We start from the raw sequence: 13,516 nt of genomic DNA on the forward strand, positions 1-13,516 counted from the left end.
GGCCAACATCGGACCGCTCGCTACGTTTTTCAGAGCCCCCCTCAAGGCAAAAGGAAAGAACGCGATGCTACAGGTCCAGCAACTGAACCAGTTCTACGGCGGCAGCCACATCCTGCGCAATGTCAGCTTCGACGTGCCGTCGGCCAAGCTGACCACGCTGCTTGGCCGCAACGGTGTCGGCAAGACGACCTTGCTCAAATGCCTGATGGGCGTGGTGCCCACCGCCAGCGGCGTGATCGATTGGGAAGGCCGCACCATCCAGAAGCTGCCCGCTTACGAGCGCGTCTCGCAGGGGCTTGCCTATGTGCCGCAGGGGCGCGAGATTTTCCCGCGCCTGACGGTGGAAGAGAACCTGCTGATTGGTGCGGCCGCCAAGCGTGCACCTTCCAAAGTGCCCGATTCCATCTATGAATTGTTTCCGGTGCTCAAGGAGATGAGGGGCCGGCGCGGTGGCGACCTCTCGGGCGGCCAGCAGCAGCAACTGGCCATCGGCCGCGCGCTGATGAGCGAGCCGCGCCTGCTGATCCTGGACGAGCCGACCGAAGGCATCCAGCCGTCGATCATTCAGGAGATCGGCCGCACGCTGCGGCGCCTGGTGGACGAGTTCGGCATGTCAGTGCTGCTGGTCGAGCAGTACTACGACTTTGCCCGCAGCATTGCAGACCGCTACGTCGTCATGAGCCGCGGTGAAGTCATTGCCAGCGGCGACGGCGCCAACATGGAGGCCGATGGCGTGCGCGATCTGGTGGCGGTTTGACACACAGGTGTCGTGTGAAAAAGTCGGGTGCCAAATGGGCGGCATCTGGCTATGATGGAAAACCTTTCCGTTTGCTTAGGGTGGGGCCCAATGTGAAGCGTGTAGCCGCGTTTCATGAGGGACCCCTCCCGATTGCATGACCGATGCGCCATCCCGATTTTCCTGTTCCGCCGCAGGCCTCCGCATTTGCATCCTGGGAAGCCTCATTGCGCCTGGCGTTTGCGCGGCGCGGTGAGCGCACCGTGCTGGCCACCTGCCGGCATCAAGGGCCGCTGCGGGTGCAGAAAGCGTTGTATCCGGAAGGCGAGGGCGTCTGCCATGCCGTCATGCTGCATCCGCCCGCAGGTATTGCCGGCGGCGATGTGCTCGATATCGACATCGAAGTCGGTGCCGATGCGCATGCGGTCCTGACCACGCCCGGCGCCACCAAGTGGTACAAGTCGCTCGGCCGCACGGCCACACAGCGTGTTGCCATCCGCATGGATGCAGACGCGCGGCTCGACTGGCTGCCGCAAGAGAACATCGTCTTCAACCAGGCCTGCCCGATCATCGACCTGACGCTGGATCTGGCACCGGGCGCCACCGCCATCGGCTGGGACACGACCATGCTCGGCCGCCACGCTGCCGGTGAATCGTGGGCCGAAGGCCGCATCGCCATGCGCACCGCATTGCGTTGCAACGGCCAGCCGCTGTGGATTGAATCGGCCGCCTTCGACACGCAATCGCCCATGCTGAACGCGACGACGGGCATGGCCGGCTTCCACGTCGTCGGCACGCTCTGGGCCGTGGGCGCGGGCGCGACCGATGCCCTGGCCGAATCGATGGCCGAGCACCTGCCGTACAACGATGACCTGCGCGCAGGCGTCACGTGCCTCACGCAAGATGCGCCCGGCCTGCCAAACGTTTTGCTGCTGCGCGTGCTTGCACGCCGGCCTGAAGATGCACGCGCCCTGTTGTCGCAGACATGGCTGGCGCTGCGCGAACCGATGCATGGCGTAGCGGGCCGTCCGCTGCGCTTGTGGGCCACATGATGGCCACATGATGGCGACGTGACCCCGCATCGCCCGAACTGAACTGAACTGAATTGACCCTCACCGAAGAGAGCCCCTCGTGGAACTGACCCCGCGCGAAAAAGACAAGCTGCTGATCTTCACCGCCGCCTTGCTGGCCGAGCGCCGCAAGGGCCGCGGCCTCAAGCTCAACTACCCGGAAGCCGTCGCCTTCATCAGCGCCGCCATCATGGAAGGCGCGCGCGACGGCAAGACCGTCGCCGAGCTGATGCATTACGGCACCACGCTCCTCACCCGCAATGACGTGATGGACGGCGTGGCCGAGATGATTCCCGACATCCAGGTCGAAGCCACGTTTCCCGACGGCACGAAGCTCGTCACCGTCCACCACCCGATCATTTGAAGTTTGAAGTCCGCACGCCACTCACCACTACGAGTCCTGCCATGACGCATACCCTGTCTCGCTTCGTCCGGCCCGCTGCGGCCATTGCGCTCACGTTTGGCGCCTCCGTTGCCTTTGCTCACCCGGGGCATCCGGGCCATACCGCCGGGGGCAGCCTGCTCGCCGGGTTCCTGCATCCGCTCACCGGCGCAGATCACCTGCTGGCGATGGTGGCCGTGGGGGTGTGGAGCGCGCTGGCCTCGCGCTCGGTGCGCGACGCATTGTGGGCACCGGTCGCCTTTGTTGCGTTGATGATCCTGGGCGCGCTGCTCGGCGCAGGCGGCGTGGCCTTGCCGATGGCCGAGCCGATGATCGCCGCATCGCTGCTGGTGTTCGGCTTGCTGATTGCCGCACGCGCGCAACTGCCGGCCTGGGGCGGTGCACTGCTGTGCGGCGCATTCGCGCTGTTCCACGGCTATGCGCATGGCACGGAATTCCCCGCAGGCGCGCAAGCCATGTTCCCGTATTTCGTTGGCGGCTTTGCCGTGGCGACGGCGCTGCTGCATACCGCCGGTATCGGCGCCGGGTTTGCGCTGAAGCCGCGTCTGGCGTGGCTGGCGCGTCTGTCGGGTGTGGGCGTGGCGCTGTATGGCGCCGGCCTGCTGGCGGCGGCTGTCTGAGGGGCGCGACATGATCCCCGGTGAACTCCTCCCGCAAGACGGCGAACTGGAACTCAACGCAGGCCGCCCCACGGTGACAGTCACGGTGGCAAACACGGGCGACCGCCCGGTGCAGATCGGCTCGCACTACCACTTCTATGAAGTCAATGACGCGCTGCGCTTTGACCGCGAAGCTGCGCGTGGCTTTCGGCTGAACATCGCCGCCGGTACCGCCGTGCGTTTCGAGCCGGGACAGGAGCGCACGGTCGAACTTGTGGCGCTGGCCGGTGACCGCGTGGTCTACGGCTTCGCCGGCCGTGTGATGGGCAAGCTTTGAACGAGGCACGGACATGACATTGAAGATTGATCGCCGCGCCTATGCGGAAATGTTTGGCCCCACGACCGGCGACCGCGTCCGCTTGGCCGACACCGACCTCATCGTCGAAGTCGAACGCGACTTCACCATCTACGGCGAGGAAGTGAAATTCGGCGGCGGCAAGGTCATCCGCGACGGCATGGGCCAGAGCCAGCGCGAATCGAAAGACTGCGCCGACACTGTCATCACCAACGCACTGATCATCGACCACTGGGGCATCGTCAAGGCTGACATTGGTCTGAAGAACGGCCGCATCTCGGCGATCGGCAAGGCGGGCAATCCGGACATCCAGCCCGGCGTGACGATCGTCATCGGCCCCGGCACCGAGATCATCGCGGGCGAGGGCATGATCGTCACCGCCGGTGGCGTCGACACGCACATCCACTTCATCTGCCCGCAGCAGATCGACGAAGCGCTCAACAGCGGCGTGACGACGATGATCGGCGGCGGCACCGGCCCCGCCACCGGCACCTATGCGACCACCTGCACGCCAGGTCCGTGGTACATGCAGCGCATGCTGCAGGCCGCCGACGCCTACCCGATGAACATCGGCTTTCTGGGCAAGGGCAATGGCAGCCTGCCGGGCGCGCTGCGCGAGCAGATCGACGCGGGCGCCATCGGCCTGAAACTGCACGAAGACTGGGGTTCCACACCGGCCGCCATCGATTGCTGCCTGGGCGTGGCCGACGACACCGATACACAGGTCGCCATCCACACCGATACGTTGAACGAATCGGGATTCGTCGAGGCCACCGTCGCCGCGTTCAAAGGCCGCACGATCCACACGTATCACACCGAAGGCGCGGGCGGCGGGCACGCACCCGACATCATCCGCGTGTGCGGTGAATCGAACGTGCTGCCGTCGTCCACCAACCCGACGCGGCCGTTCACCGTCAACACGCTGGACGAGCATCTAGACATGCTGATGGTGTGCCACCACCTCGATGCGTCCATCGCCGAAGACATCGCCTTTGCCGAGAGCCGCATCCGCCGCGAGACCATCGCCGCCGAAGACATCCTGCACGACCTGGGCGCGTTCTCGATGATCTCCAGCGACTCGCAAGCCATGGGCCGTGTCGGTGAGGTCGTCCTGCGCACGTGGCAGACCGCGCACAAGATGAAGGTGCAGCGCGGCAAGCTCGCTGGTGACCCGAACGACGCGCGCGGCGGCCACGACAACTTCCGCGTGAAGCGCTACGTGGCGAAGTACACGATCAACCCCGCGCTCACGCACGGCATTGCGCACGAAGTCGGTTCGGTTGAAGTCGGCAAGTGGGCGGACCTCGTGTTGTGGAAACCCGCGTTCTTTGGCGTGAAGCCGAGTCTGATCCTGAAGGGCGGGATGATTGCCTCTGCGGCGATGGGGGATGCGAATGCGTCGATTCCCACGCCGCAGCCTGTGCACTATCGGCCGATGTTTGGATCGGCGGGCGGGGCGTTGGGGCGGACGTCGTTGAGTTTCCTGTCGCAGTCCGCGGCCGCTGCTGGGGTGGCGGAGCAGTATGGGCTGGCCAAGACCACGGCGGTCGTCAAGGGCACGCGTACGGTGACCAAGGCGGACATGATCCACAACGACTGGCAGCCGGATATTTCTGTGGATCCGGAGACTTATCAGGTGGTGGCGGATGGGACTGTGCTGACTTGTGAGCCGGCTGAGGTGTTGCCTATGGCGCAGCGGTATTTTTTGTTCTAGCTGGTGGGTTGGGGTGGGCTGGTTTCTTGTTGTTGGTCCATCCCGGGTATCGTCCCCTGCCGGGGCCGACTCACTTTTCTTTGTCTTGCCAAAGAAAAGTAAGCAAAAGAAAGGCGCGCCCGAGATGGCGAAAGACTCCTTGGATTTGTGTCGCGGGGAGGGAAGGGAGGCAAACTCGCTGCGCTCAGACAGCCTCCCTTCTTGATCCTCCCCGCAACAAAAATCCAAGGCGCCATCAAGGGCAGGAACGTCAACGGCCACACCGGCGGGGAACTGAGGTGGGCGCCGGGGCTCGTTGAGTGCGAGTGCGAGTGCGAGTGCGAGTGCGAGTGCGAGTGGAAGTGGAAGTGGAAGTGGAAGTGGAAGTGCGTGCGAGGGTTCAGAACGTACAACGGAGTGGCGTGCGGGCAGAAGATTGTGTGCTTTACCCCTTGCCCTAGATGGCGCCTTGAATTTCTGTTGCAGAGAGGAAAAAGAGGGGAGGCCTGTTTGAGCGAAGCGAGTTTGCCTCCCCTCCCTCTCTGCGACATAAATTCAAGGAATCTTTCGCCATCTCGGGCGCGCCTTTCTTTGCTTACTTTCTTTGGCAAGACAAAGAAAGTGAGTCGCCCCCGGCAGGGGGTGAAACAGCAGCAAACCACTAAGGCCCGCCCCGGCAGAAAAGAAGAAAACGAGCCTCGAACCTCGAAATCCCAGCCTCAGACCCCCAACCACGACCCTCTGACCCTCAAATTCGATACTCCAGATATCGAATAAGAGCCAACGAAGCAAAGCAATTCGACCGCAGGACCCAATCAGGACAAAACGAGCGCAACCGAAGCAAAAACGCAGAATTTTTCGGGCCTCCGAGGGCCATGCTCGATGCAAAAAGCCTCGTGCTCCAACCTCCGAGCCCGACGTTCGACCCTCAATGCTCGGGATTCGAAACCAAAAGTGTGAAAGTCGGAGTTCAGAGCCCCACTATTGAGTGTCAGAGCTTGGCAATTGAGCCTCTGAGCCTGACGATTGAGCCTCTGAGTCTGAAGATTGAGGCTCAGAGCCTGACGATTGAGGCTCGGACCCTGGTATTTGACAGGCTCAGCTCCATGCGGGGCCGTCATGAGATTGTGAATAGGTTCCAACGATGCTTTCCATCACCAAACATCTTCCCGCGCCGCATGGCCTGGCCTCCGTGCTGGTCAAGCGCGCGCCCAAGCTGGTGCTCCCATTCCTGGAGCGCAGCCGCAGCCGCCTGCGCGCCACGCTAGACGATGGCCGTGACGTGGCCGTTGTACTGCCGCGCGGCACCGTCATGCGTGGCGGCGACGTGCTGGTCGCTGAAGACGGCACGCTGGTGGAAGTGCAGGCTGCACCTGAGCAGGTGTTGCGCGTGACGAACGACAACCGCCTCGCGCTGATGCGGGCGGCCTATCACCTCGGCAATCGCCACACGCCTGTGCAGGTCAGCGCAGATGCGCTGCAGCTCGAAGCTGATCCGGTGCTCGAAGACATGCTCGTGCGTCTGGGCGTGACCGTCGCGCATGTTGAGGCGCCGTTCGAGCCCGAGGCGGGCGCATACGGCGGCGGCCATCGGCATGGCCACGATGCGACATTCGAAGAGGACTACGCGGCCGCGCAGGCGCTGTATCACGAGCATCACGGGCACGATCACGGTCACTCGCATGACCATGATCATGCGAGTGACCACGCGCATAGCCACGATCACGCGCATGGGCACGACCACGGTCACGACGACGGCCATGTCCACGGCCCCGGCTGCGGTCATCACCACCATCACCATGACTAACGCGGCGCAGCTCACTGCCTTGCTGCATCTCGCGTCCCCCGCGCTGCCGGTGGGCGCGTTCAGCTATTCGCAGGGGCTGGAAGCGGCGGTGGACGTGCTGCACGTGGCGGATGAAGCGTCGGCTGCGGCATGGATTGCGGAAGGGCTCGACGTGCTGGCGGCCTGCGAGGCGCCGCTGTGGCTGTTGCAGTTTGCTGACTGGCAGGCGGGGCGCTTTGATGCCGTGGCCGAGCGCGATGCATGGTTCCTTGCCACCCGCGAGACGCGCGAGCTGCGGCTGGAAACCTCTCAGATGGGCTGGTCGCTCAATCGACTTATCCAGCAGTTGGAGTGGGGCGATGGCGCACTGCGCAGTGCATTGGCCGCGCGCGCGACAGTGACCTTTCCGACTACCTTTGCCGCCGCCGCTGCCGCTCTGAATGTCGACCCGCACGACGGCGTGACGGCGTACTGCTTTGCATGGGTGGAAAACCAGATGGCGGCGGCAGTCAAGGCCGTGCCGCTCGGGCAGGCTGCCGGGCAACGCATTCTCTTCGGTTTGCACACTGCGGTGGCGCGTGCGGTAGAGGAGGCCACGCGCCGTGCGGCCTGTCATCCGCCTGAACTGTCTACGTTCTCACCGGGGCTGGGTGTGTTGTCCGCCCGGCACGAAACGCAATACTCACGACTCTTTCGATCCTGAACCTGATCATCATGCGAACCAAGAAACTTCCAGCCCTGCGCGTTGGCGTGGGCGGCCCGGTGGGCTCCGGCAAGACCACGCTGCTCGAAATGCTCTGCAAGGCCATGCGCGAGCGCTATGACTTGGTGGCGATCACCAACGACATCTACACGAAGGAAGATCAGCGCCTGCTGACCATCTCCGGCGCGTTGCCCGCCGAACGCATCATGGGTGTCGAAACGGGCGGTTGCCCGCACACGGCCATCCGCGAAGATGCGTCGATCAACCTCGAAGCGGTGGACCGCATGCTCTCCAAGTTTCCGGATGCGGATGTGGTCTTCATCGAGTCCGGCGGTGACAACCTCGCGGCGACGTTCAGCCCCGAGCTGTCGGACCTGACGATCTACGTGATCGACGTGGCGGGCGGGGAGAAAATCCCTCGCAAGGGCGGCCCGGGCATCACCAAGTCCGACCTGCTGATCATCAACAAGACGGACCTTGCACCGTACGTCGGGGCGTCGCTGGAGGTGATGGAGAGCGACACGCGCAAGATGCGCGGCGATCGTCCGTTTGTGATGTGCAATCTGCGGGCGCAGGGTGGGCTGGATGAGGTGATCCGGTTCATTGAAAAGCAGGGGATGCTGACGGCGGCTGCCTGATGCTGCGGCACTTACTGCGGCACTTGCGGGTGCCGCGCTGAGTCAAAAACACTCACGGGTGCGTTGCGGAGGTGGGTGATGAAGGCGCTGCATTCTGTGGTGCTGATGACGGTGATCTTGGGCGTGGCTGCCTGTGCGCCGACCATCGTCGGGCCGTATTACACGATGGATGTACGGCTGGCGGATGGGAAACCCGTGCGGTGTGCGGTCAATCAACCGGTGCACTTGCCCGGGCCGCCGCCGGAACCGCTGACAGTGCGAGAGCGTAACGAGGCCGAAGTACTGGCGACGCAGCCGCTGCGGTTGCAGACGGGGCCGCGGTCGCCGTATCCGACGGTCTACACTGCGCCGGACGTGCAGTGCTTCGCATTGCCCCGGTAACGCGATCAGGCGTCTTCCGTCAGGTAGCGCCAGAGCGCCTGCGCCACCAGGCCGACGGGGGCGCGCACGTAATCGCGCAACAACGAACCCAGCTTGGTGGTGATGGTGGTGAAGGGCATCAGTCGAGCCCCGGAATCAGGCGCCACGCGCGAGCGCGGTACGCATCGTATACCGCGCCGAACTGCGATTGCGAGGGAGTGTCTTCGGCGCATATGCGTGCCACCAGTTGAGGGAAATCAGGCGGAGCGTCAGCGCTGCACCGGCCCGTTTAGGCCCCTGAACGTGGCCCCGCATTGACGACTTCCAAAAGAAAAAGGCCGCATCACGCGGCCTGTTTTCCGATGCGAAAAAGCGGAATCAGCGCCGCTCGTACTGCGTCGCGCCGAAGAGGATTTCCTTCGCCTTGTCGTCCTGCACAGCCGGCCGTTCCTTGGCCAGCACCTTCACCGCGCGCTGCACGGCGGGGCGTTCTTCAATGGCTTCGAACCAGCGCTGCAGCTTCGGGTAATCCGACAGCTCGATCCCCTGGTTCTTCCAGCTGCGCAGCCATGGCCACGTCGCAATATCGGCGATGGAGTAATCCGCGCCACCGAGGAATTTCGATTCGCTCAGGCGCTTGTCGATCACGCCATACAGACGCTTGGCTTCGTTCGTGTAGCGGTTGATCGCGTATTCGATTTTTTCGGGCGCGTAGATGCGGAAGTGGTGGGCCTGGCCGAGCATCGGGCCAACGCCGCCCATCTGGAACATCACCCATTGCAGCACTTCGTATTTGCCGCGCACGTCGTCGGGCATGAACTTGCCCGTCTTGCCGGCGAGGTACAGCAGGATCGCGCCCGATTCGAACAGCGAGATCGGCTTGCCGTCGGGGCCGTCCTGATCCACGATGGCCGGGATCTTGTTGTTGGGGCTGATCTTGAGGAAGTCGGGCTTGAACTGGTCGCCGGCGCCGATGTTGATGCCGTGAACGCGGTAAGGCAGCCCGCATTCTTCCAGCATGATGTGCACTTTGTGGCCGTTGGGCGTGGCCCAGCTATAGACGTCGATCATCGAGTTGGCTCCTTGGCTTCTGGCCGGGAAGAGAGGTGCAGGCCACCAGCAGCCTGCAAAGTGTTCCATTCCAGCACAGAACCGAAAAACGCGCAGACGCCGGGCAGAGGCAAAAAAATCCCCGCTCAAGGCGGGGTTAAGGAGTGAACGGTACAGCCGTGCCGCAGGTCAGGAGCCGCGTGTGACCGGCATGTCGGCAACGTCCTTCAGGTGCAGATGCTTGGCCAGTTCAAGCTTGGCGATGGCCGCGCGGTGCACTTCGTCCGGGCCGTCGGCCAAGCGCAGCGTGCGTTGGTGCGCGTAGGCCGAAGCCAGCGGGAAATCACCCGACACGCCGCCGCCGCCGTGTGCCTGGATCGCCCAATCGACGATCTGGCAGGCGATGTTCGGAGCCACGACCTTGATCATCGCAATCTCGGCCTTGGCGACCTTGTTGCCGACGGTGTCCATCATGTACGCGGCCTTGAGCGTGAGCAGGCGAGCCTGTTCGATCATGCAGCGTGCTTCGGCAATGCGTTCGTGCCAGACGCTGTGCTGTGCGATGGCCTTGCCGAATGCAATGCGCGACGACAGGCGCTTGCACATCAGTTCCAGCGCGCGCTCAGCCACGCCGATGCTGCGCATGCAGTGGTGGATACGGCCCGGGCCCAGGCGGCCTTGTGCGATCTCGAAGCCGCGGCCTTCACCCAGGAGGATGTTGCCCACCGGCACGCGCACGTCTTTCAGGTCGACTTCCATGTGGCCGTGCGGCGCATCGTCGAAACCGAACACTGACAGCGGACGCATGACGGTGATGCCCGGCGCATTGGCCGGCACCACGATCATCGATTGCTGTTCGTGGCGGCCGGCATCGGGGTTGGTCTTGCCCATGACGATGTAGACGGCGCAGCGCGGGTCGCCAGCGCCGGACGACCACCACTTGCGGCCGTTGATGACGTATTCGTCGCCCTGGCGCTCGATGCGGCATTCGATGTTGGTGGCATCCGAAGAAGCCACGGCCGGCTCGGTCATCAGGAAGGCGGAGCGGATCTCACCGCGCAGCAGCGGTTCGAGCCAGCGGTCTTTCAGTTCTTCCGAGGCGTAGCGCTCCAGCGTTTCCATGTTGCCGGTGTCGGGCGCTGAGCAGTTGAACACTTCGGGCGCCCAGGGCACGCGGCCCATGATTTCGCACAGCGGGGCGTATTCGAGGTTCGACAGGCCTTCCGGCGCGCGCGGCGAGCGCGGCAGGAACAGGTTCCACAGCCCGGCCTTGCGTGCCAGCGGCTTGAGTTCTTCGATGACCTTGGTGGGAATCCACGCGTTGCCGGCGCGGCGGTTGGCTTCGACTTCTTCGTGGAAGCGGTGCTCGTTCGGATAGATGTGCTGGTCAAAGAATTCGAGCAGGCGTGCCTGCATTTCCTTGACCTTGGGCGTGTAATCGAAATTCATGGTGTCTCCTCAGTACATCGAACAAGCGCCTCGAACGGGCAACCATCAACTCAGTTCAGACGGGCTCGGCCATGCGTCAAATACGTCCGCCGAGCACTGCAAACACGGCACTCGCGCGCGCAATCAACCGGTCGCCGCGATGGAAGAGTGCCTGCGCAAAGGCCAGCTTGCTGCCCGTGCGCAATCCTTCCGGGGTGATCTCAATCCAGTCGCCTTCTCCGGCAGAGGCGATGAAATCCACAGTCAGGCTGGCGGTGGACATGGCCAGGGCGCCGCCGGTACCTTCGCCGGGCTCGGCCAGGCAATAGCCTAGCGCCGCATCGGCCAGCGATGCCACCACGCCGCCATGCAGGATGCCGCGCCGGTTCAGGTGGTGGTGGCCGACATGAAAACCCATCACCATCGTCGGCCCCATGCCGCGGGCATAGACCGGCCCCAGCATCGTCAGGAAAGGGCTCGGCTTGTTCAGCAGTACGAAGCCCGTCGGCACGGACAGATCGGTGGTGGTGGTCATGGCGCGTGGCGCAACTCCCAAGTGGTGTCCGCAGAATAAGCCTTCGCCTACAATAAGAGAAATGAATTTAGTAGATTACAGTCCATCAATATCATGCATATATCCCGGGTCGACCTGAACCTGTTTGTCGTTTTCGATGCGATCTACACGGAAGGCGGCATCACGGCGGCCGCGCGCACGCTCAACCTGACGCAGCCCGCCGTGAGCCACGCGCTCGGGCGGCTGCGTGAGTTGTTTGACGACCCGCTGTTCGAGCGGCGCGGGCAGGGCATGGTGCCGACGCCGCTGGCGCGCACGCTGATCGCAGAGGTGCGCACCGCGCTGCAGGGCTTCGAGCGCACCTTGCGCGAGGGCACGCGCTTCGACCCCGCCACGAGCGAGCGTCGCTTCACGTTGTCGATGCGCGATGCGCTGGAAGCCACGCTGCTGCCGCCGTTGATGGCGGCCATCGCCAAGGAGGCACCGCGGATTGACGTGACGACCGTGCGTGGAGACCGCCGCCAGCTCGAAACCGAGTTGCTGGCCGGCACCATCGACGCGGCTGCGGACATTCTGGTGCCGGCATCTCCGGCCATCCGGCATGCGCCGCTGCTGACCGACCCGATGGTGGTGCTGGCGCGCCCGGGCCACCCCATTGCAAATGCGCCGTTGACGCTGGAGCGCTATCTGGCGTGCGAACACGTGCATGTGTCGTCCCGGCGTCGCGGGGCAGGGCTGGAAGATGTGGAACTGCGCCGGCTTGGCCATGAGCGGCGCGTGCGACTGCGTTGCCAGCATTACCCGGCCGCCTGCCGTGTGGTGAGCTGCACGGACCTGCTCGCGACGTTGCCGATCCGCTATGCGCGCATCGCCAATGAACCGTATGGCAACGTGATGCTGCCGCTGCCGTTCAACGTGCAGCCGCTGGAGCTGTACCTGTACTGGCACACGAACAGCGACCAGGATGCCGCCAGCCGCTGGCTGCGCGATCACGTATTCGCCGCAATGGCGGAGGTGGCGCTGGATGACGCGGCGGCCGCATTTGCCGATGGGCGTTGACGAACGCAAAAGCAGACGCAATCAGCGCCGCCGCAACAACCAATAAGAACGCCTACGTATTCACCGTGACGGCCGACTTGGCTTTGGCCGACTTGACCGGCTTGGGCGATGCCGTTGCCGCCTTTGCCGAAGCGAACGGGTAACGCGCGCTGAACTCCGCAAAGCGCGCGGCAAGAAAGTCGGCACATGCCGTGAGCCGCGCGGGTCGATGGCGGCGCGCAAGGGCGACAAGCTGCAGCGGCGTGGGCGCATGACTCCATGCCGGCAATGCCACCTCCAGCCGGCCGGCGCTCACGTCTTGCGCGACATCCAACCACGATTTGAACGCCAGGCCGCGCCCCGCGACCGCCCAGTCGCGCACCACGGCGCCGTCGTCGCATTGGAAATCACCGCGCACGTCGATCGGGGCAGGGCCGCTGGCGTGCGTGAGTTGCCAGCGCGTGACGGGCTCGCCGTTGCGCAGCAGGATCAGGCAGCGGTGGTCGGCCAGGTCGCTCGGGTGTGCGGGCCGGCCATGCTGCTTGAAGTAAGAGGGCGCCCCGACGATCACGCGCGGATGCGACGCCAACGGCCGCCGCACCAGCGCCGAATCCTGCAGATGTCCGTAGCGCAGGGCGAAGTCGAGGTCTTCGCGCATCAGATCGGCCAGCCGGTCACCGAGCACCAGCGTGACTCGCACGCCGGGGTGCTCATCGCAGAACGCGTCGAGCCACGGGCGCAGGATGTGTCGCCCCAGGTCTGATGTGGCTGCAATGCGAATGGGACCGGACAGCTCGGTGCGATCCTGCCCCAGACTTTCCGCACCTTCGTCCAGTGCCTCCAGCGCCTGTCTTGCGTAGGCGAGATAGCGCTGACCGGCTTCGGTCGGCCGCATGCTGCGCGTGGTGCGCTCGAACAGGCGGGCGCCGAGTTCGGTCTCCACACGTTTGAGCGCTGCGCTGGCTGTGGCGGGCAGCCAGCCGAGCTGGCGAGCGGCGGCGGAAAGGTTGCCGGCATCAGCAATGCGCACCAGCAGGCGGAGGTCGTCGAGGGCGATCATTGTCAAAGCAGATTTGGAGAATCATCAAAGCATAGCCAGATTATCTTGCTTTTGTTTGATGAAAGAATGGCCCCAATCGATTG

Annotated in this window: 15 protein-coding genes; 11 read left to right on the forward strand and 4 right to left on the reverse strand. The window is 64.1% G+C overall.

Features of this window, described 5'->3' with window-relative positions:
• Positions 1-64: 64 nt before the first annotated feature.
• The 10 genes from urtE to M1D44_RS04905 all read left to right on the forward strand — a co-directional run bounded on the left by urtE (position 65) and on the right by M1D44_RS04905 (position 8,364).
• A complete protein-coding gene (gene urtE / locus M1D44_RS04860; protein WP_024975311.1) occupies positions 65-757 on the forward strand; it encodes an urea ABC transporter ATP-binding subunit UrtE in 693 nt (230 codons plus the stop codon).
• A 143-nt stretch (positions 758-900) separates the two neighbouring features.
• Entirely contained in the window at positions 901-1,788 is an 888-nt protein-coding gene (locus M1D44_RS04865) for an urease accessory protein UreD (protein ID WP_024975312.1), read from the forward strand.
• A gap of 79 nt (positions 1,789-1,867) precedes the next feature.
• Positions 1,868-2,170 carry an urease subunit gamma gene (gene ureA / locus M1D44_RS04870; RefSeq protein WP_024975313.1) on the forward strand — a complete coding sequence of 101 codons (303 nt, stop codon included), beginning with the start codon at positions 1,868-1,870 and terminating at the stop codon, positions 2,168-2,170.
• Between the two features lie 41 nt (positions 2,171-2,211).
• Positions 2,212-2,829, forward strand: a complete 618-nt coding sequence (locus M1D44_RS04875) for a HupE/UreJ family protein (protein ID WP_024975314.1) — start codon at positions 2,212-2,214, stop codon at positions 2,827-2,829.
• A gap of 10 nt (positions 2,830-2,839) precedes the next feature.
• On the forward strand, positions 2,840-3,145 hold the full coding sequence (locus M1D44_RS04880; RefSeq protein WP_316854187.1) for an urease subunit beta: 306 nt from the start codon (positions 2,840-2,842) through the stop codon (positions 3,143-3,145).
• A gap of 13 nt (positions 3,146-3,158) precedes the next feature.
• A complete protein-coding gene (ureC, locus tag M1D44_RS04885; RefSeq protein WP_024975315.1) occupies positions 3,159-4,877 on the forward strand; it encodes an urease subunit alpha in 1,719 nt (572 codons plus the stop codon).
• Positions 4,878-6,000: 1,123 nt separating this feature from the next.
• A complete protein-coding gene (gene ureE, locus M1D44_RS04890) occupies positions 6,001-6,663 on the forward strand; it encodes an urease accessory protein UreE (RefSeq protein WP_316854188.1) in 663 nt (220 codons plus the stop codon).
• Positions 6,656-7,345 (forward strand): urease accessory protein UreF, encoded by a 690-nt coding sequence (locus tag M1D44_RS04895; RefSeq protein WP_316854195.1) that lies wholly within the window; start codon positions 6,656-6,658, stop codon positions 7,343-7,345. Before ureE ends, M1D44_RS04895 begins: the two co-directional genes overlap by 8 nt.
• A gap of 11 nt (positions 7,346-7,356) precedes the next feature.
• Positions 7,357-7,983: an urease accessory protein UreG gene (gene ureG / locus M1D44_RS04900; RefSeq protein WP_009241038.1), complete on the forward strand. Its 627-nt coding sequence runs from the start codon at positions 7,357-7,359 to the stop codon at positions 7,981-7,983.
• A gap of 78 nt (positions 7,984-8,061) precedes the next feature.
• On the forward strand, positions 8,062-8,364 hold the full coding sequence (locus M1D44_RS04905) for a hypothetical protein (protein WP_037031508.1): 303 nt from the start codon (positions 8,062-8,064) through the stop codon (positions 8,362-8,364).
• 357 nt (positions 8,365-8,721) lie between these two features.
• Here the strand turns inward: M1D44_RS04905 and M1D44_RS04910 are convergent, their stop codons facing one another.
• The 3 genes from M1D44_RS04910 to M1D44_RS04920 form a co-directional block, all read right to left on the reverse strand.
• Positions 8,722-9,414: a glutathione S-transferase N-terminal domain-containing protein gene (locus M1D44_RS04910; protein WP_024975318.1), complete on the reverse strand. Its 693-nt coding sequence runs from the start codon at positions 9,412-9,414 to the stop codon at positions 8,722-8,724.
• 168 nt (positions 9,415-9,582) lie between these two features.
• Positions 9,583-10,842, reverse strand: a complete 1,260-nt coding sequence (locus M1D44_RS04915) for an acyl-CoA dehydrogenase family protein (RefSeq protein WP_316684613.1) — start codon at positions 10,840-10,842, stop codon at positions 9,583-9,585.
• A gap of 76 nt (positions 10,843-10,918) precedes the next feature.
• Complete coding sequence (locus M1D44_RS04920) at positions 10,919-11,356, reverse strand: PaaI family thioesterase (RefSeq protein WP_024975320.1); 438 nt, start codon at positions 11,354-11,356, stop codon at positions 10,919-10,921.
• Positions 11,357-11,449: 93 nt separating this feature from the next.
• Between M1D44_RS04920 and M1D44_RS04925 the strand changes: the two genes are divergently transcribed.
• Complete coding sequence (locus M1D44_RS04925) at positions 11,450-12,394, forward strand: LysR family transcriptional regulator (protein ID WP_024975321.1); 945 nt, start codon at positions 11,450-11,452, stop codon at positions 12,392-12,394.
• Positions 12,395-12,446: 52 nt separating this feature from the next.
• Here the strand turns inward: M1D44_RS04925 and M1D44_RS04930 are convergent, their stop codons facing one another.
• Entirely contained in the window at positions 12,447-13,433 is a 987-nt protein-coding gene (locus M1D44_RS04930) for a LysR family transcriptional regulator (RefSeq protein ID WP_024975322.1), read from the reverse strand.
• Positions 13,434-13,516: the final 83 nt, after the last annotated feature.

The organism is Ralstonia sp. SA306 (assembly GCF_054792405.1).

Coding starts and splice junctions, on each gene's coding strand:
- urtE (WP_024975311.1), top strand. CDS start 65: ATGCTACAGGTCCAGCAACTGAACCAGTTCTACGGCGGCAGCCACATC.
- M1D44_RS04865 (WP_024975312.1), top strand. CDS start 901: ATGCGCCATCCCGATTTTCCTGTTCCGCCGCAGGCCTCCGCATTTGCA.
- M1D44_RS04875 (WP_024975314.1), top strand. CDS start 2,212: ATGACGCATACCCTGTCTCGCTTCGTCCGGCCCGCTGCGGCCATTGCG.
- M1D44_RS04880 (WP_316854187.1), top strand. CDS start 2,840: ATGATCCCCGGTGAACTCCTCCCGCAAGACGGCGAACTGGAACTCAAC.
- ureC (WP_024975315.1), top strand. CDS start 3,159: ATGACATTGAAGATTGATCGCCGCGCCTATGCGGAAATGTTTGGCCCC.
- ureE (WP_316854188.1), top strand. CDS start 6,001: ATGCTTTCCATCACCAAACATCTTCCCGCGCCGCATGGCCTGGCCTCC.
- M1D44_RS04895 (WP_316854195.1), top strand. CDS start 6,656: ATGACTAACGCGGCGCAGCTCACTGCCTTGCTGCATCTCGCGTCCCCC.
- ureG (WP_009241038.1), top strand. CDS start 7,357: ATGCGAACCAAGAAACTTCCAGCCCTGCGCGTTGGCGTGGGCGGCCCG.
- M1D44_RS04905 (WP_037031508.1), top strand. CDS start 8,062: ATGAAGGCGCTGCATTCTGTGGTGCTGATGACGGTGATCTTGGGCGTG.
- M1D44_RS04910 (WP_024975318.1), bottom strand. CDS start 9,414: ATGATCGACGTCTATAGCTGGGCCACGCCCAACGGCCACAAAGTGCAC.
- M1D44_RS04915 (WP_316684613.1), bottom strand. CDS start 10,842: ATGAATTTCGATTACACGCCCAAGGTCAAGGAAATGCAGGCACGCCTG.
- M1D44_RS04920 (WP_024975320.1), bottom strand. CDS start 11,356: ATGACCACCACCACCGATCTGTCCGTGCCGACGGGCTTCGTACTGCTG.
- M1D44_RS04925 (WP_024975321.1), top strand. CDS start 11,450: ATGCATATATCCCGGGTCGACCTGAACCTGTTTGTCGTTTTCGATGCG.
- M1D44_RS04930 (WP_024975322.1), bottom strand. CDS start 13,433: ATGATCGCCCTCGACGACCTCCGCCTGCTGGTGCGCATTGCTGATGCC.